16 protein-coding genes are annotated in these 17,058 nt (G+C 61.3%); 7 read left to right on the forward strand and 9 right to left on the reverse strand.

The genetic code is table 11. The features are described 5' to 3' along the window. Positions 1-351 precede the first annotated feature (351 nt). Positions 352-891, reverse strand: a complete 540-nt coding sequence (locus FYB92_RS02725) for a DUF1269 domain-containing protein (protein WP_003621403.1) — start codon at positions 889-891, stop codon at positions 352-354. A 135-nt stretch (positions 892-1,026) separates the two neighbouring features. After that, positions 1,027-1,848 carry a lytic transglycosylase domain-containing protein gene (locus FYB92_RS02730; protein WP_332828132.1) on the reverse strand — a complete coding sequence of 274 codons (822 nt, stop codon included), beginning with the start codon at positions 1,846-1,848 and terminating at the stop codon, positions 1,027-1,029. 125 nt (positions 1,849-1,973) lie between these two features. On the opposite strand from FYB92_RS02730, the gene FYB92_RS02735 reads away from it, so the two are divergent. The 5 genes from FYB92_RS02735 to fumC all read left to right on the forward strand — a co-directional run bounded on the left by FYB92_RS02735 (position 1,974) and on the right by fumC (position 8,835). Continuing rightward, positions 1,974-2,180 carry a hypothetical protein gene (locus FYB92_RS02735; protein WP_110550095.1) on the forward strand — a complete coding sequence of 69 codons (207 nt, stop codon included), beginning with the start codon at positions 1,974-1,976 and terminating at the stop codon, positions 2,178-2,180. Continuing rightward, the gene (locus FYB92_RS02740) at positions 2,180-3,094 is read left to right on the forward strand and encodes a TrbG/VirB9 family P-type conjugative transfer protein (protein WP_141312824.1); all 915 of its coding nucleotides are present in this window, start codon (positions 2,180-2,182) and stop codon (positions 3,092-3,094) included. The genes FYB92_RS02735 and FYB92_RS02740 overlap by 1 nt, the downstream gene beginning before the upstream one ends. After that, a complete protein-coding gene (gene virB10 / locus FYB92_RS02745) occupies positions 3,091-4,119 on the forward strand; it encodes a type IV secretion system protein VirB10 (RefSeq protein WP_332828133.1) in 1,029 nt (342 codons plus the stop codon). Before FYB92_RS02740 ends, virB10 begins: the two co-directional genes overlap by 4 nt. 764 nt (positions 4,120-4,883) lie before the next feature. Next, positions 4,884-7,280, forward strand: coding sequence for a TonB-dependent siderophore receptor (locus tag FYB92_RS02750; protein WP_075624633.1), 2,397 nt, complete (start codon positions 4,884-4,886; stop codon positions 7,278-7,280). Between the two features lie 106 nt (positions 7,281-7,386). Continuing rightward, complete coding sequence (gene fumC, locus FYB92_RS02755; RefSeq protein ID WP_332828134.1) at positions 7,387-8,835, forward strand: class II fumarate hydratase; 1,449 nt, start codon at positions 7,387-7,389, stop codon at positions 8,833-8,835. Positions 8,836-9,226: 391 nt separating this feature from the next. On the opposite strand, the gene FYB92_RS02760 is transcribed toward fumC, so the two are convergent. From FYB92_RS02760 to FYB92_RS02780, 5 genes are all read right to left on the reverse strand, one after another. Then, positions 9,227-10,435, reverse strand: a complete 1,209-nt coding sequence (locus tag FYB92_RS02760; RefSeq protein ID WP_408902194.1) for an SMP-30/gluconolactonase/LRE family protein — start codon at positions 10,433-10,435, stop codon at positions 9,227-9,229. A 142-nt stretch (positions 10,436-10,577) separates the two neighbouring features. After that, positions 10,578-10,913 (reverse strand): antibiotic biosynthesis monooxygenase, encoded by a 336-nt coding sequence (locus tag FYB92_RS02765; protein ID WP_003621412.1) that lies wholly within the window; start codon positions 10,911-10,913, stop codon positions 10,578-10,580. 58 nt (positions 10,914-10,971) lie between these two features. Beyond that, positions 10,972-11,727 carry an SDR family NAD(P)-dependent oxidoreductase gene (locus FYB92_RS02770; protein ID WP_003621413.1) on the reverse strand — a complete coding sequence of 252 codons (756 nt, stop codon included), beginning with the start codon at positions 11,725-11,727 and terminating at the stop codon, positions 10,972-10,974. Continuing rightward, positions 11,724-11,876, reverse strand: coding sequence for a hypothetical protein (locus tag FYB92_RS02775; RefSeq protein ID WP_155734243.1), 153 nt, complete (start codon positions 11,874-11,876; stop codon positions 11,724-11,726). The genes FYB92_RS02770 and FYB92_RS02775 overlap by 4 nt, the downstream gene beginning before the upstream one ends. Before the next feature lie 281 nt (positions 11,877-12,157). Further along, positions 12,158-12,505 carry a DUF3147 family protein gene (locus FYB92_RS02780; protein ID WP_003621414.1) on the reverse strand — a complete coding sequence of 116 codons (348 nt, stop codon included), beginning with the start codon at positions 12,503-12,505 and terminating at the stop codon, positions 12,158-12,160. Between the two features lie 177 nt (positions 12,506-12,682). On the opposite strand from FYB92_RS02780, the gene FYB92_RS02785 reads away from it, so the two are divergent. Next, positions 12,683-14,149, forward strand: a complete 1,467-nt coding sequence (locus tag FYB92_RS02785) for a deoxyribodipyrimidine photo-lyase (RefSeq protein ID WP_040512631.1) — start codon at positions 12,683-12,685, stop codon at positions 14,147-14,149. 86 nt (positions 14,150-14,235) lie between these two features. Here FYB92_RS02785 and FYB92_RS02790 read toward each other — a convergent pair whose 3' ends face one another. Both FYB92_RS02790 and FYB92_RS02795 read right to left on the reverse strand, forming a co-directional pair. Further along, positions 14,236-15,144, reverse strand: a complete 909-nt coding sequence (locus tag FYB92_RS02790; RefSeq protein WP_247066297.1) for an ion channel — start codon at positions 15,142-15,144, stop codon at positions 14,236-14,238. A gap of 110 nt (positions 15,145-15,254) precedes the next feature. Next, positions 15,255-15,722 (reverse strand): Lrp/AsnC family transcriptional regulator, encoded by a 468-nt coding sequence (locus tag FYB92_RS02795; protein ID WP_003621417.1) that lies wholly within the window; start codon positions 15,720-15,722, stop codon positions 15,255-15,257. 112 nt (positions 15,723-15,834) lie between these two features. Between FYB92_RS02795 and FYB92_RS02800 the strand changes: the two genes are divergently transcribed. After that, positions 15,835-16,791: a DMT family transporter gene (locus tag FYB92_RS02800; RefSeq protein ID WP_003621418.1), complete on the forward strand. Its 957-nt coding sequence runs from the start codon at positions 15,835-15,837 to the stop codon at positions 16,789-16,791. Positions 16,792-17,058: the final 267 nt, after the last annotated feature.

Here is a 17,058-nt window from a genome sequence, read left to right on the forward strand (position 1 = left end):
CCGCCAACAAGAAGGCAAAGCCTTGGCCAGGGCTTTGGGGGAAACTGCGCCCGTCAGGAACCTGACTGTGTTTAATCAGGATCTTTACGAGAGTGTTTGAAAACAACGCATTGATAGAAAACAAGAAAAGTCTTTGGGTGCCGCCTTTCGATCGAAAAAGGCGGCGTCTTCTGAAGCTTTTTGGAAAAAGCTTCACCAAAAACTTTTATGATTTCAGGATGTTATCAGGCCTGACTTTTCAAACAGTCTCTAACCCGGCGGCAAGGCCCTCAGGGGGCAGGTCCGGGCGGCCGTGTCAGGAGACGCGGCCCCCGGGGATCCCTTTCCTTCCCTGTCGCCCGGCCGCTTTCCTCAGGCTGCCGTGGTGGCCTTTGCCGCGACATCGCCCAGGGCGGCGCGCAGCTTGTTTTCATCAGCCGGGGACAGGGATGTTTGCAGCACGCGGGCATGGCCCTTGAACTGGCTCAGGTCGGCCAGAACCTTATCGGGCTGTGACTTGCGCACCAGCACGAACAGGGCCGACGTATTGGCGGGAATGGTGGCGCCCAGCGACTTGATGAATTTGTCATCAATGCCGTAATCGGTCATCGACCCGGCCAGGGCACCTGCACCCGCACCCACGACGCTGCCCGCGACAAACCCGGCCAGCGGGTTGAGGAACAGCAGACCCACCAGCGCGCCCCAGAACCCGCCAGAGAACAGGCCATAGGAGGCCCCGACCTTTTCGAGGTTCACGCTCTGCTGCAGGTGGATCTTGCCCGCCGCGTCACGCACGACGACGACCGCGTCCTCCAGATCAAGCAGGTATTCCTTTTCCAGCGCCTTGCATTCCGTCAGGGCAGCGGTGGCTTCGTCAATCGCGTCGAAACCAATGACAATCAGGTCGGACATCTGTGTTTCCTCAGTCAGCTTTGGTCATGGAACCAGCATAGGGGGCATCCAATGGATGCGGTGTTGTAACACTACTGTATTCCCTCAGGGTTCCGTGACATTTTTCAGAATGGGAGCCCCCGTGTGAATGCAGGTCTATCCCCCTTGTGCCGCGGTGGGCGACGACACAGGCGATTGCGCGTGTGATTGCCCATGGGGGGGGGCCGGTTCAGGGGGCGGTGCCGGTTCCGGTGGGGAGAAGACATCGCCCGGTGCATGGTCGAATGCGTCGGGCGTGCCGTTCGCGGGGGCGTGCCTGTCGCTGGGCGTATCTGCTGGCCTATCGGGGGGGGAGGCGTCTTTTCCCCTCCGGTCAGGTGATGGCGCGGCGGGGTGTTCCAGCGCGGGAACCCGCAGGACCTGTGGCGTCTGCCCTGCCGCGACCGGGTTTACAAGGCGCGCGACATAGCCATTGTCCATCCCCTGTGTCATCGACCCCGTATTATAGCAGCTTAGCGCATGATGCAGCCCCTCCTGCCCCGGGCCGAAGCGTGCCACGGCCCGCCCATAACATTCGCGCAGGACCATCGCCCCGGCCGCAAGGCTGGTGCAAGGGTCAAGCAGGTCATTCGCGGAGGTGCCCAGCCGGGCGAAATTGGCGGAATTGACCTGCATCAGGCCGATGTCGAAACTGTATCCATGCTGTGACAGCCACGCTGCCGTGGCCTGTGCCTCTGCCAGGGTCGCGGGTGGCCGGGGCAGGGCATAGCCGCCATTGACGTGGATCGCCCATGGGTCCAGCCGCGATTCCGCACGGGCCAGTGCCTCCATTGTAAGGGGGGAGACCAGAGGCGCGCATCGTGCCGCAAGGGTGCGTATGTCCGCCGCCGCCGCCCGTTCATCGCCCCACGACGCGACAACCGCCGCAGCGCCGAGGACAAGCATGATGGCGATGGCAGGCCGGGTGGAATAAGGCACGCGGTCCCTCCCGGGCGCTTGCAAAAGGCGGAAAGCTCCGTTTATCCTTTTGTCATGATCTGGGTGTCAAGATGCAAGTGGGGGATGGGAACCGGCATGACAGGATATGCGGGACCATCGCCTGAATGAGGCGCGCAACACGGGGTTGGTACCGGTCATGGATGGGCGCGATGCCCTGCCTGTGGGGCGCGGCGGCTGTCCTGTGCGGGTGCGCCTCCATGCATGTCCCGCCGGAGCCGAACATGAAACACCTTGTCGCGGTCAACCAGACCCTGCCGCCTGAACTGATGGGGCATGGCGCAACCCTGTCCACCACCACCGGAACGCAATAGTGAGGGGGGGCATGCTGGCGCGGGCGTCCGTGCGTCCACGGCAGTGCGTGGCGGGGGGGATGGTGTTGGTCGCGTTGTGGGGGGGCGATGCCCGCGCGACGGAACGCAAGACGTCCTCCCCTTACGATTATCGTATCAAGTCCGCTGTCTATAATCCCCTCGATACGGTGGAGATTGACGGTGTCGCCGGGATCGCGACGCATATCACCGTCTCCCCCGGGGAGCATTACGTGACCCATGCCTTTGGCGAGGAAGGGGGCTGGGCCTTCGCCTATAAGGACAATCATTACTTCATCCGGCCCAAGGCGCAGGAAAGCGACACCAACCTGACCATCGTGACCGACCGGCGCGTCTATCACATCTTGCTGCGTTATGTGGGTGGGACGCAGCAAAAGGGCGCGGATGGCAAGGTGCATGTCGCCTTCGCGCCGACGCCATGGGCGCTGGGGCAGGCCACGGTGGAACTGACCTATACCTATCCCGACGATACGGCGCGCAGGCAGGCCGGGGCGGCGCAGGACAGCCGCGTGCGTGACGCCCTGTCGAACCCGTATGCCGCCACCACGCGCAACCTGTCATACCGTCGCTCCACCACCGCAGCGGACCAGGTGATTGCCCCGCTCAATGTCTGGGACGATTATCGTTTCACCTATTTCCGCTTTGCCGAAAACGGGGTGTTGCCGACATTGTTCGTCATGAATGAAAGCGGGCAGGAATCCGTGGTCAATGCGGTCGTGCTGGGTGAAAATCACAATATCCTCGCCGCACAGATGACGGCGCGCCAATGGCGGGTGCGATATGGCTCCCTTGTGGTGGGGATCGTCAATGACGGCTATAACCCGTCGGTCATCGGCGGGTCAGGCGCGACCATTGCACCGGGCGTGCGCCGGGTGGCGCGGAGCGTGGCGCAATGACCGGCCCCGCGGCGCGCCATCATGTCGCTGTGCTGAGTGTCCTGGTGGCGGGCATGATGGCGGGTAGTGTCATGGGGGCAGGGTGCGCGCGCGGCGCGGATGATGGCGGGCGGATCACCCTGAAATGCCCCGGCAGCACCTTTGTCATCGATGCGCAGGGACAGACATCGTGCGCGGTGGCGACCCCGCCCGCATCCCCGGCCACCCCTGACCCGGTACTGTCGGCGGACCCGGTGGTGGATGCGGCGATGAAGCGGCGTCTGGGCCATGATTTCGCGCAACAGCCATCGGCGCCGGGCACTGGCACGGGCACGACCACAAGCGCCACGCCCACCACACCCGCTGCCGCCACCCCCGCCGCAGCGGACAAGAACCTTCTGACTTCGCGCCTTCAGCCGGAGGTCACGCCTGTCGCCATGGCCACCATGATGCGCGACCAGAACCTGACGATCAGCAAGGGGACATTGATCCCATGCGGGACCCTTGCTGAAATCGACACCACCCTGCCCGGACTGGTGACATGCCGTGTCAGCCACGACGTATATTCCGTGAATGGCAAAGTGCGTCTGGTGGACAAGGGGGCGATGGTGCAGGGGGAGGTCGCCTCGGCGCTGCAATATGGACAGAGCCGGATCTTCATCAACTGGCTGCGCCTGCGTAATCCCGACGGCGTCAGCATCGACCTGGCCAGCCCCGGCACCACCCCGTTGGGCAGCAGTGGTGTGACGGGCAAGGTCAACAGGCATTTCTGGGCGCGTTTTGGCGATGCGATCATGGTATCGGTCATCACCGATGTGGGGCAGTTGATGGTGCAGGCCATTACCAACCTTGCCTCCAAACCCGGTACGACCAGCATTTCCACCAGTTCCACCACCCCCACCGTTTCTGACGAGGTGGAGAAGGTCATCCTGGCCCAGACCGCGAACGTGCCGCCCACGCTGCGTGTGCCGCAGGGCAATGCGGTGGGGATCTATGTCGCCCGCGACCTTGATTTCACCAATGTCTATGCCCTGTCGGTGCAATAAGGCCGGCAGACTGTTGTAAAAAACACCTCCCGCATAACCATAGGAACCGTTTGAAAATGTACACCAGTGCTGCACTGAAACAATAAAAGTTTTTGGTAAAGCTTTTTTCAAAAAGCTTTGAGAGATGGTGTATTGCGGAATAAAAAGTAAAATTTACCATTAATTATAAGTATTTTCCCTAAAATTATTCTATAAAATATCATAATTTCAGTGGATGGCCAATCCTGCACTTATTAAATGCAGTTCTGGACCATCGTCCATGGCATACCGGTGGCCGGGTTGCATTGGCTGTCTCTGTCCCCTGTATCATGCCCATACGAGATATTGCGACAGGCGCATGACATGAAAATGGTTTGCATTCGCAAAGTAATGAAGACTGTTCGCCACCGTCATGCACTGATGGGGACATCACGGGACCATGTTATTTTTGGTCATGGGGCATGGTGGGCTGTGCAAAGATGCCCCTGATATTACGCGAACCGGCCCTGCCCCGGATGTTGCAGAAGTGCTGGATGATATAAAATCCAGAATATCATGTGTCTTTACTGCAACAGTGGGCGCTTGCGCCGCCTGTTGGATGTAATGCTGAACAATAGGAAGAAACGTTTGGTGTGGCTATGGAATTTATTTTCATGCCAGAGGGCGGACACCAGAATGCTTCACAAAAAAATGTCGTACATATACGAACGAATATAGACATATCGTGACCGCGATTATATACGCCGGGATATCTTTCAATCATAATTCTTTCAAAAGGTAGCCGAATGCGCGCGGTCAAAGGGACGGTGGTTTATGTTGTTTCGGCGGGGTTCGGCCTGACGTCACTGGGTCTGACGCCCCTGGCCCGGCCCGCCATCGCCGCCCCCGTCGCGCAGCCCCTGTCAAAGGGACCGGCCCCGACGCGTGTCCTCCCGGCCCCGCAGCGCACCGCGACGCCGGCAATGACGTCGCAGGCCACGCCGGCACTGCCCGCCGGTGACAGTGCCACGCGCAATGCCGTCGCCTCCACCAATGCAGAGGACATGACCGTGATCGGGCACCGGCGCATGGCATCCGGCGCCGCCGCTGATTATAACAAGAAGATGGCGAACCTCGGCCCCCTGGGCACGCGGCGTACGCTTGATACGCCGATGTCGATCATGACCGTCCCGCATGACGTGATCGTCAACCAGCAGGCGCGCAACGTCAACGACCTGATGCAGTATATGCCATCGGTCCAGTTGGAAACACGCGGCGATCCGGGCACCAGCCGCCCGCAATCGCGCGGGTTCGAGGCGGACGTCATTTCCAACAGCCGCATTGATGGCCTGAACGCCTTTACCGTCACCCCGTATGCTGCCGAACAGTTCGATAACGTGCAGGTTCTCAATGGCCTTGCGGGTGCGCTGTATGGGCCGCAGAACCCGGCCGGGACGTTCGAATATGGCCTGAAACGCCCGACGGACGAACGGATCAACCGTCTGGCGGTGGGCGTGGATTCCATTGGCACGCTGATGGAAAATGTCGATTCATCAGGGCGCGTGGGCAAACATGGCTGGCTGGGTTATCGCATCAACCTGCTGCATGGTGACGGTACGTCCTATGTGCAGGACAGTTGGGTGCGCCGTAACATGGTCAGTGCGGATTTCGATATCCATGTCGACCGTGACACTGTCATTGAACTCGACGCCAGCCATTACACCTTCGATGAACGTGGCATGCCCGCGGGCATCAACCTGGCCGGATATCACCTGCCGACGGCCCCCGACCTGGGCAAGCCGCATATGGGGCAGGACAATGCGGGTTTCAATTCCGAAAACAACGTCTTCCTGGCAAAGGTAAAGCACCGGATCAATGATAACTGGAGCTTTGTCATCGGTGGCCTGTATCAGGATTCCGGCCGTCAGGTATTCGAAGCGGCAGATACCCTGATTAACAACAGGGGTGATTACAAACAGACGATGTCCGCGGCCACCACGGTCAATGATTTCAAGGTCGGCAGTAACATGGCCTATATCAACGGGCGTGTGCATACCGGTTTCATCACGCATGACCTGGTGATCGGCACCAATGGTTATATGGAAGGTGGCTATAACCCGCTGAGTGGGCAGAGCTATACGGACATCAAGTCCGCCTCGCTCTATAACCCGGTGGGCAAGGATGTGCCGCAGCCCTATTACCATGGCAAATATGAATCGCAATATGTGCGTTACCAGTCGATGATCCTGGGCGATACGCTGCATTTCAACCGGCACTGGTCCGCAAGCGGCACGCTGGCGTGGAGCTGGCTTGACGCGGAATCGACCGGGACGGTGGCGGGGAAACCGACCATTTCGGAGATCGAAGGTTATTCCGTCACGACCACGCATCTGTCCAAGGGCGCGACAAAGCATATGCCCGACGTGGATGCGGCGTTCAGCCCGACGGCCAGCCTGGTGTACAAGCCGACCGACAACCAGACGGCCTATTTCACCTATGGCCGTTCGTTGCAGGCGGGGTCATCGGTTTCGGCGGGCGCGCTGAACAATAACGAATATACCGCCCCCGTCCGCAGCGAGGAGTTCGAGGTCGGCTATAAATACATGTATCGCAACATGCAGTTCAATATTGCAGGTTTCCGTGCGACCCGCAGCTATTCCTTCATCGACCCCAAGACCGATATTTATGGCAATTACGGCACGCAGCGTAACTATGGCGTTGAATTCCAGGCCATGGGACATATCACGCCCCGCCTGTCGGTGATCGGCGGCATGACATGGATCGATGCGCAGGTGCTCAATACCGGCACGGCCGCGACCTCCAACAAACAGGCGGTGGGCGTCGCCCCGTTGCAGGCCAACGTGCTGCTGGATTATCGCGTACCCTTTGCGCAGGGCTTCGCCCTTAACGGGCTGGCGGTCAATGCCAATGTCCATTACACGGGCCGCCGTGCGGCGGATGTCTATAACTCCACCTTTGCCGGGTCCTATGTCACGCTGGACATGGGGGTGCGATATCCGTTCCGCGCCGGCAGGCATCCGTGGATGGCGCGTTTTGGTGTAACCAATGTTGCAAACGAACGTTACTGGTCCTCGGTCTATAACGGCACGGCCGAAGGCACGTCGGTCACGGCCGCAGGCACCAGTGCGGCCTATGCCGGCATGCCGCGTGCCTATCACTTCACGCTGGAGGCGGATTTCTGATCCGCTGTATCTTTTCCCCGCGCACCTGCTTGTGATGGTGCGTGGGGGCGTATTGGGCGTCAGGTGTTCCCATATTTCCTGAAAACCACAGGAAGGAACGCCATCCATGACCCAGCCGCCGAAACTGACCGACTGCCCCATTGGCATCACGGCCACCGGCCTGCGCCGCGAACGTGATTCGATGGGCGATATCGATGTCCCCGCCGACCATTACTGGGGCGCCCAGACACAGCGCAGCCTTGTGCATTTTTCCATCGGCCGCGATCACATGCCGATCGAGGTGTGCCACGCCTATGGCATCGTCAAGAAGGCGGCCGCCCAGGTCAACGCCGCTGATGGTCGCCTTGTACAATGGAAGGCTGACGCCATCTGCCGTGCCGCGGACGAGGTCGCGGGGGGCGCGCTGGATGCCGAATTCCCCCTGTTCGTATGGCAGACCGGGTCCGGCACGCAGACCAACATGAACGTTAACGAGGTGATCGCCAATCGTGCGATCCAGCTTCTGGGGGGTGTTCTGGGGTCCAAATCCCCGGTCCATCCCAATGATGACGTGAATATGGGGCAGTCGAGCAACGATTCCTTTCCCACCGCCATGTATGTCGCCACCTTGCTTGAAATCGATGACCGCCTGATGCCGCGTGTGGAGGAACTGATCCTTGCCCTGCGCGCCAAGGCCGAGGAATGGCATGACGTGGTCAAGATCGGGCGCACGCACCTGCAGGATGCGGTGCCGTTGACGGTGGGGCAGGAATGGTCCGGCTGGGCGTGCCAGTTGGAGGACGCGCTTGATGCGGTGAAGGCCGCGCGTGGCGGCGTGCTGCAGCTTGCGGCTGGCGGGACTGCGGTTGGCACCGGCCTGAACGCACCGGCGGGATTCAGCCATGCCATCGCACAGCGGATCGCGGCCCTGACGGGACGGGAGTTCGTCACCGCCCCCAACAAGTTCGCAGCCCTTGGCGGGCTGGACGCCATGGTGCGTGTTTCTGCCGCGCTGCGTGGGGTGGCGGTGTCGCTGATGAAGATCGCCAATGACATGCGCTGGCTTGGTTCCGGCCCGCGCTGTGGTCTGGGCGAACTGCACCTGCCGGAAAACGAACCGGGTTCGTCCATCATGCCCGGCAAGGTCAACCCAACCCAGTGCGAGGCCATGGTGATGATCTGTACGCAGGTCATGGGCAATGACGCCACCGTTGCCTTTGCCGGAAGCCAGGGGCAACTGGATCTGAATGTGATGCGGCCGGTGATCGTCGCGAATGTCATCCATGCGATCCGCATCCTTGCCGATGGGTGTCACAATTTCCGCGTGTTCTCGGTGGAGGGGACGCGCCTGAACCTCAAGCGCATCCGGCAGTATGTCGAAGGATCGGTCATGCTGGTGACGGCGCTGAGTCCTGAAATCGGCTATGACAATGCCTCGGCCATTGCGCACCGGGCGATGGAACAGGACATCACCCTGCGTGAAGCGGCGCTGGCGTCGGGATTGGTGGATGGGGCGACGTTCGATCGCCTGGTCAACCCGATGGCGATGGTTGGGCATGGGGTTGGCGGGGCATAAGCGAAGAAGGCCAAAGGCTGTAGCCCCCCAAAAGGCGCACCCTTTGGGAACCGTGACTTTATAAGAGAGTGTTTGAAAATAAGAGAGTGTTTGAAAACAGGTCCTTGATAAAAAACAGGAAAAGTTTTTGGGTGCTGCCTTTTGATCGAAAAAGGCGGCGTCTTCTGAAGCTTTTTGGAAAAAGCTTCACCAAAAACCTTTATAATTTCAGGGTGTTATCGAGCCTGACTTTTCAAACAGTCTCTAAATGTATCAGGAGGCAGGGGGCGTGATCCTTGGCGGGTCCGTGCGGCATCTGGGCGTTTTTGCGTTGGGTGTGCGGCATGCCAGGGGCTTTGCCGTGTTCCCGCGTCAAAAAGCGCAGCCTTTTGGAAACAGATGGATCAGGAGGTCAGGACAGGCCCGCGCCCTGCGGATTGACCACCAGTGTGAACAGTGCATCGGCGGCGCACATGAACAGGGTGTCGCGCTTTGGCCCGCCAAAGGTCAGGTTCGACACCCCACGCGGCAGCCGCAACCGGCCGATCATGTGCCCGGCGGGGTTATAGACCACAACCCCGCACAGGCCGAGTGGCCCGCCTGCGCCGCACCATAAATTGCCAAATATATCCGCGCGCATGCCATCCGGTCCCAACTGGTGCCCGTCAAGCATCATGTCCGCGAATACCCGGCCGTTACGTGCCGCCCCGTCCATCAGGTCATAGGCATGGATGCGCTGGTCCCCGCCGGGGCCATTCTGTCCCGGTCCCGCACCGCTGGAGATCACATAGAGGATCGTGCCGTCGGGGGAAAAGCACAGTCCGTTCGGACTGGCAAGCTGCTGTTGCGTCAGGACGGCGCGCACGTCGCCGGTGCGTGGGTCGATGCGAAAGACATGGTCGTCCTGCCGGGCATGTCCCGCGAACCGGGCTACGATCTCCCCGTCCTTGGTCCAGAGTTCGCGGCCCATGCGGTTGGCCCTGCCGCCCGGTGCGTCGGGGTGTCCCTCCACGATGGTGTCGCCATATCCGGGATCGGTAAACCAGATGCCACCATCGGGGTGAACCACCACGTCGTTGGGGGAATTAAGCGGTGCCCCCTGATAACGGTCTGCCAGCACACGGCATGATCCATCATGTTCCCAGCGCACGACACGGCGCATGCCATGTTCGCAACTGATCAGGCGTCCTTCGGCATCGAATGTGTTGCCATTGCTGTTATAGGACTGATCACGAAAGACCGAAACCGTTCCCGTTTCCCACAGGTAACGGTACTGTTGCGCGCGGATCGTATCGCTAAGCAGTAAGAAGCGTCCCTGCGTACTCCATGCCGGTCCCTCCAGCCAGTCACCGCCCCGCCATGCCAGACGGATGTTGGCGTTGCCATAGGCAAGGTTGGAAAATGACGGGTCGATGGCAATGATGTCCGGGTCCGGCAGGTAGGGGGGCGGGGCCTGTGGCCCCCATTGCCGCGGCGGGTCCGTCACCACGCTTGGCGGGTGTGCCAGCAGGGATGCGGGCGCGTCGGCCGCCGCCATGCGAACCCGTGCCATGGCGGCCCCCGCCATCCCCATGGCACCCCCAAGGACAAGGCCACGGCGGGAAAGGCGGGCTGGCGGCATGGGGGCACCTGTATGTCCGTGGGGGCGGAATCTATGGTCCCGCGACAGGGCGAAAGCATAAAGGATGCGTGTCGGCATGGGAATGTGACACCCCCCGTTCCACGCGCAAACGTGACGCGGGAGGGGGCATGCCCGGGATGGGTCAGCCCTCGGTATCGGGCATGCGGGCGATGATGTTCTGCACCACCTCGAACCCTTCGAAGACGGGCGGGCCGATCATCAGCGGCTTTTTCGTGCCTGCGCTGGCATGGGCGGCGCGGAATTCCTCTGACCGGGTCCAGTTCTCGAACGCGGCATGCGATTGCCATACGGTGTGCGAAGCATACAGGATGCATTCGTCGCTGCGTGGACCGGCCAGCAATTGAAAGCTGATGAAGCCGGGCACGGTATGAAGGTGGACCTCACGCCCCAGCCAGCGATCGCGAAAGGCGTCCTCGTTTTCGGGGGGAATGCGGAATCGGTTCATGGCGATATACATGCGGTGCGGTTTCCTTTGTGGATATGGGTGCGGATATGGGTAATGGGCGGTACTGTCTTCAGCGACCGCCGGAAACTGTCATGATGCTGCCGGTCATATAGGAAGAGGCCGGGGACAGCAGGAACAGGACCGCCTGTGCGATTTCGTCGGGATGGCCGGTGCGGCCCATTGGCACGACCCTGTCCACCAGGGCCTCGGTTTCCGGGGGAACCATGTCGGTGGCCGTCAGGCCAGGCGCGACGGCGTTGACGCGCACGCCCTCACGCGCGACCTCGTTCGCCAGCCCGCGTGTGAAGGTTTCGATCGCGGCCTTGGTCGCGGCATAGGGCACCAGTCCCGGCAACCCACCCAGGCGCGCCGCGACGGAGGACAGGTTGACGATGCTGCCCCCCTGTCCGCCATGACGGGTGGACATGCGGCGCACCGCCTCACCCGCCGCCAGCATGCTGCCACGCACGTTGATATCGAACAGCGCATCCAGTGTTTGGGCCGTCTGTTCATCCACGCGGACCTTTGTTCCCGTAACGCCCGCATTGTTCACCAGTCCGCCCAGCGGGCCGAGTGCGCGTGTGGCCTGATCGAACAGGGTGGTGATCTGCGCCGGGTCGGCCACATTCGCGGCGATCGCCACCGCATGGCCACCCTCCGCGCGGATGGCTGCCGCCAGTTCCTCCGCCGGGGCGGCGGTGTGGCTGTAATTGATCGCCACGGGATAGCCATGGCGCGCCAGCAGGCGGCAGATCGCATGGCCGATGCCACGGCTGCCGCCCGTTACGATGACGGCCCGTGGGGCGGTGGTGTCGGTGGTGGTCATGCGCGTCTCCCTGATGCGTCGGTCTGTCGTATGGCGCATACGGTTGCGTCAATGACCACGCCACGCAAGGGCGAAGGTTGCATCCCACCTTCCTCCGCGCGGCGATGGTGCCCCGGTATTACAGCCACGGCATGTGGGGTGGCGGTCATGCCGGTCCTGTCATGGCCGCCGGATGTGAAGGCCCCGTCCGAAGGGGAATGGGTGGCGACTGTTCGGGAATGTCCCCGACCTTTTACAATTCCCGCCCATATGGTGATCCATGCCTCATGCCTAGAGACTGTTTAAAAAGTCAGGCTAGATAACACACTGAAATTATAAAGGTTTTTGGTGAAGCTTTTTCCAAAAAGCTTCAGAAGACGCCGCCTTTCTGAAAAAAGGCTGCACCCGAAAACTTTTCTTTTTTATCAAGGACCTGTTTTCAAACACTCTCTTACAGATTCACGCCCATGCGTGCGGCACACCATGTCACGCAGAGGTAGAGTGCGGCCGTCAGCACGCATCCCGCCAGAAGTGCGACATAAAAACCGACCCCATGGCGCATCAGGCAGGGGATCAGCAGGAACATCGGCAGCGACGGAATGACATACCAGAATGTTGCCTCCACATGGGTTTCCATGCGTGCCGGGTCTTTCGTTTCCGCCCACAGCCACAGCATCCCGAACACTGAAATCAGCGGCAGGGACGCAACCAGCGCACCCAGCGCGGGATAGCGGCGCGCGATGGTGGAGACCAGCGCGATAATCAGCCCGGACAGGGCGGTTTTGAAGATGAAGAACATGGGGGCGTGCCGGTCATCCAGATGAAGGGGGCAGGTTTCACTTGCCACGGTTCGCAAGGGTATAGCACACCGGCAGGCCCTGCCATCATTGCCGGAACGGACATGTCCCCCTCCTCCATACCCCGCCGTCCTGTCGCCACCGCCATGCCTTCTGTCGATGATGCGCCCTCTGCCGACATGCCGGCCGATGCGCCGGTCATTGTCTGGTTCCGTAATGACCTGCGGTTGTCGGACAATCCGGCACTGTCGCATGCCGTGGCATCGGGGCGGCCGGTGCTGTGTCTTTTTGTGCATGATCCGCAACATGCGCGCGAACATGCGTTGGGGGCGGCCGCGCAATGGTGGCTTGATGGCGGGTTGCGGGCACTGCATGCGGATCTGGCGCGAATGGGGGCGGTACTGCATGTTGCGTGTGGCGATGCGCTTGCGCTGGTGCCGCGCATGGCGGCGCAGGCAGGCGCGGCAGAGGTCGTGTGGAACCGCCGGTATGATCCCCTGGGCCGTGAAACCGATACCGCCATCAAGGCGACGTTGAAGCATGCAGGCGTCATCGCACACAGCTTTGCCGCAGGCGTGTTGTATGAACCATGGACCGTGCGCACCCGCGCGGGCGATGCGTTTCGCGTCTTTACCGCATGGTGGCGTGCCGCGCGGGCGTCGGGTGAACCGCTGCCGCCGTTGCCTGCGCCGGGGCATGTCCATGCTGCGGTGTCCCCCGGCGCATGGGAGGGGTGTTGTGTGGGGATTGATGCGCTGCGCCTCGTGCCGGTCTCGCCCGACTGGGCCGGGGGACTGCGTGAGGCCTGGCAACCGGGCGAGGCACAGGCACGCGACCGGCTGCACCACTTTGTCGATGGCGGGCTTGGCGGATATGCCGACGCGCGCGACCGGCCCGACCTGCCTGCAACGTCGCGACTGTCGCCGGACCTGCGGTTTGGCCACATCTCCCCCCGGCAGGCATGGCACGCGGCCGTCGCCGCCGTGCGTGGCGGTGCAGCCGGGGGAATGGGGGAACAGGACCTGGAGAAGTTTCTGTCGGAACTGGGATGGCGCGACTTCGCGGTATCCCTCCTCTATGCGCAGCCTGAACTGGTATCGTGCAATTTCCGTACGGAATTCGATGCGATGCCATGGCGCAATGATGCCCGTGACCTGTGCGCGTGGCAGCAGGGGCGCACGGGTTATCCCATCGTGGATGCGGGCATGCGGCAGTTATGGCGCACCGGGTGGATGCATAACCGGGTGCGGATGATTGTCGCGTCCTTCCTGACGAAGCACCTGCTGTGCGACTGGCGCATGGGGGAGGCATGGTTTCGCGACACGCTGGTGGATGCCGATATCGCAAGTAATGTCATTAACTGGCAATGGGTGGCGGGGTGCGGTGTGGATGCCGCCCCTTATTTCCGTGTGTTCAACCCGGTATTGCAGGCGCGCAGGTTCGACCCGGACGGGACATATGTGCGGCGTTGGGTGCCCGAACTGGCGGGTGTGCCGACATCATGCGTGCATGCCCCATGGACATGCGACCCCGCGATCCGGGCGCGTGTGGCGTACCCGTCCCCCATCGTTGACCTGCAGGGCGGTCGCGCCCGTGCGCTTGCCGCGTGGAAGGGCCTGTCGGATGCACCGCACGAGGACGCCTGAAACAACCTGTTGGAAAGAAGATCCATCATGAGATTTCCCGCCTGTGACTATGGCCTTCAGGCGGGATGGTCAGGGGGCAGGGGGAATCAGGGGCGGGAGCATTTTTCCAGTTCGTCGAAGCGGGTATAATCGACGGTGATGCTGCCATCGGGATTGGTATTGATGATGTCCACGAAATGGTGGTCATACAGCATCCGGTCAAACCCGTACGCCGTGCGGGCGAATACCGATTGCCCGGAGGCTTCGTCCGTACCGGTGATGGTGACGATGATTTCCGCCTCCTCCGCCTTGAGCATCTCCAGCGTGACACCGTGCAGGGGGCTGCTTTCGTCGATGACATGAACCGGCAGGCACGCAAAGCGCAGGACCGGAATATGTGATTGCCGCAGGGGAAGGGAGTCGAATTCCCGCGTCACATGGCCGTCGGGTTGCGCAATCAGGCGCGCAAGCGAAAATTCGATATCCGCGCTCAGGATCGGGCTGCGGCGGCAGTTGGCGACACGCACGTCCAGGCGGGGGACGGTGTTGTCCTTTAAGATGACGGCGCGCTTGCTGAACATGATACGCGCGCGTGGTCGTGAAAACCGGGCAAAGACAAGGCCCGTCGCCACGGCGTTGATCATCATGCCGCCCAGTACCTCTGTCGTCGCAAGCAGGTTCGCCACGCGCCCCACCGGGGCCATGACCCCATATCCCACGGTGGACAGGGTCTGGACGCTGAAAAAGAAGTAATCGAGGAAATCCCCCTGCCGTGCGCCCGAAACCTGTGATCCCACGACCATGTACGCCAGTGCGAAGACCACGTTGATCGCGACATAGAATGTGATGGAGAGATAGAGGAAATGGCTCCACCGTGCCGTCAGCGCATGGTGATAGAAGTCGGACCAGATGCGGTCCGCCTGTCCCACGCGCACGATGGTGTCGTGTCCCTTGTCCTCCAGCACGTGGGGATGGCGGGTGGTGGTTGCGGGGATAATGGGGGCGGTCTGGGTCATGGAAAGGTTTCACCGTGGCACGAACGTGACAGAGTGTGTCATGGCTTATGACGACGTGCCAGTCAGCCTCCCTGCCGGTGTCCCATGCAAAACCTGCGTGACAGCCCGGGCTATAGCGGTACGCCGGTGCCGGTCTTGACGCGGTCCAGCACAACGACGGTGCGATAGGACCGCACCAGTTCATTATCCGCCAGCAGCCGGGCAGTACGCTGTTCATAATCCTCCATCGACGGGACAAGCAGGATCAGGATGAACCCCGCCGTCCCGGTGACGCAGTAACATTGCTGTACTTCGGGCGCGTCGCGAAAGAACGCCTTTATGGCCGATACCGTGGCCGAGCGGTCGTCCGTCAGCGTGACATCCACCAACACGGTGATGGGAAAGCCCACGGCGGCCTGATCCACGATGGCGACGGTCCGGCGGATGACGCCCTCTTTTTGCATGCGGGCGATGCGGCGCTGCACGGCAGGGGCCGACAGGTTGACCCGCCGCGCGATTTCGCGCTGTGGCTGGCCCGCGTCTTCTTGCAACAGGCGCACGATGGCCAGGTCATGCTGGTCCAGCTTGTGAGCGGACATTGCTCTTTCCTTTGGTTTCATGAGCGAAAATTGCACATATACCCTTAAAAAAGAGCACACTTCCCATCATGCTCAAGTTATTTCTTTGGACACATGAAACACAGGGCAGGTCATGGGCAACGAACGCAGACCCGTTGACGCGCGGGCCACGGCCTGCATGGTCGTGATGTGCGCGATCTGGGGCACGCAGCAGGTCATTATAAAACTGGCGGCGTCCTCCATGGCGCCATTATTGCAGGTGGGGGTGCGTTCGGGTGTGGCCGCAGCGCTTGTCGCGCTGGTGGTGCTGTACCGGCGTGAGCATCGCGCCCTGGCGGGCTGGACATTGCGCGGCGGCATCCTGGCGGGGGTGCTGTTCGGGGCGGAATTCGTGCTGGTGGGGGAGGGGCTGCGTTTTACCACGGCCTCGCACATCGCGATTTTCCTTTATACCGCGCCCATCTTTGCGGCGTTCGGCCTTGGGGTCAGCCTGCCGGAGGAACGCCTTGCCCCGTTGCAATGGTGTGGCATCGGACTGGCCTTTGCCGGGGTGGTTGCGACATTCGCGGGCCGGGGGGCGGCCCCGGCGGGAAGCATGACATGGCTGGGCGATCTTCTGGGCATTGCGGCGGGCGCGGCAAGTGGCGCGACCACGACGGTCGTGCGGGTTTCCGCCCTGTCGCGTGCCCCGGCCTCGGTCACGTTGCTCTATCAGCTTGTGGGTGGGTTCGTGCTGGCCTGTGGGGCGGCGGTGGCATTGGGGGAAGTACGGGTCACGTGGACGCCGGTGCTGACGGCGGGGCTGCTGTACCAAAGTGTGATCGTGTCTTTCGCCAGCTACCTTGCATGGTTTTCGCTGTTGCGGGTGTATCTTGCGTCACGTCTTGGGGTGATTTCCTTTCTGGCGCCCGTGTTCGGGACGGTGTTCGGCATGACGGTGCTGGGGGAACATCTGGATACCGCCTTCATCTGCGGTGCGGTCATGATCATGGGGGGCATCGTACTGGTCAGCGCGGATGACCTGTTGCGCACCGGACGCAGGCCGGCGGCCATGTGTGATACGTGCGTACCGGATACTGCCGCGCAATAGGGGGATTGATGTACCTAAAAGTACACTTTCCCCCCTGTTGTATTGGGGAAATGACGAAAAATTTCGGGGGTGGTTTTCGTGGTGTTTTGCGCAAGCCCCCCTTATAACCCATCGCGACCATAAAAGGCGCTGGTGAAGCCCTTGCCGCCTGTTTAAAAAATCAGGCTCGATAACATCCTGAAATTATAAAAGTTTTTGGTGAAGCTTTTTCTAAAAAGCTTCAGAAGACGCAGCCTTTTTGGGAAAAGGGCGGCACCTAAAAACTTT

Source organism: Novacetimonas sp. GS1 (genome assembly GCF_036686925.1).
GTDB classification, from domain to species: domain Bacteria; phylum Pseudomonadota; class Alphaproteobacteria; order Acetobacterales; family Acetobacteraceae; genus Novacetimonas; species Novacetimonas hansenii.

Excerpts from the sequence above, each read along its gene's own strand:
- FYB92_RS02725 (WP_003621403.1), bottom strand. The coding sequence starts at position 891 with ATGTCCGACCTGATTGTCATTGGTTTCGACGCGATTGACGAAGCCACC.
- FYB92_RS02735 (WP_110550095.1), top strand. The coding sequence starts at position 1,974 with ATGAGGCGCGCAACACGGGGTTGGTACCGGTCATGGATGGGCGCGATG.
- virB10 (WP_332828133.1), top strand. The coding sequence starts at position 3,091 with ATGACCGGCCCCGCGGCGCGCCATCATGTCGCTGTGCTGAGTGTCCTG.
- FYB92_RS02750 (WP_075624633.1), top strand. The coding sequence starts at position 4,884 with ATGCGCGCGGTCAAAGGGACGGTGGTTTATGTTGTTTCGGCGGGGTTC.
- fumC (WP_332828134.1), top strand. The coding sequence starts at position 7,387 with ATGACCCAGCCGCCGAAACTGACCGACTGCCCCATTGGCATCACGGCC.
- FYB92_RS02760 (WP_408902194.1), bottom strand. The coding sequence starts at position 10,435 with ATGCCGCCAGCCCGCCTTTCCCGCCGTGGCCTTGTCCTTGGGGGTGCC.
- FYB92_RS02765 (WP_003621412.1), bottom strand. The coding sequence starts at position 10,913 with ATGTATATCGCCATGAACCGATTCCGCATTCCCCCCGAAAACGAGGAC.
- FYB92_RS02770 (WP_003621413.1), bottom strand. The coding sequence starts at position 11,727 with ATGACCACCACCGACACCACCGCCCCACGGGCCGTCATCGTAACGGGC.
- FYB92_RS02775 (WP_155734243.1), bottom strand. The coding sequence starts at position 11,876 with ATGACCGCCACCCCACATGCCGTGGCTGTAATACCGGGGCACCATCGC.
- FYB92_RS02780 (WP_003621414.1), bottom strand. The coding sequence starts at position 12,505 with ATGTTCTTCATCTTCAAAACCGCCCTGTCCGGGCTGATTATCGCGCTG.
- FYB92_RS02785 (WP_040512631.1), top strand. The coding sequence starts at position 12,683 with ATGCCGGCCGATGCGCCGGTCATTGTCTGGTTCCGTAATGACCTGCGG.
- FYB92_RS02790 (WP_247066297.1), bottom strand. The coding sequence starts at position 15,144 with ATGACCCAGACCGCCCCCATTATCCCCGCAACCACCACCCGCCATCCC.
- FYB92_RS02795 (WP_003621417.1), bottom strand. The coding sequence starts at position 15,722 with ATGTCCGCTCACAAGCTGGACCAGCATGACCTGGCCATCGTGCGCCTG.
- FYB92_RS02800 (WP_003621418.1), top strand. The coding sequence starts at position 15,835 with ATGGGCAACGAACGCAGACCCGTTGACGCGCGGGCCACGGCCTGCATG.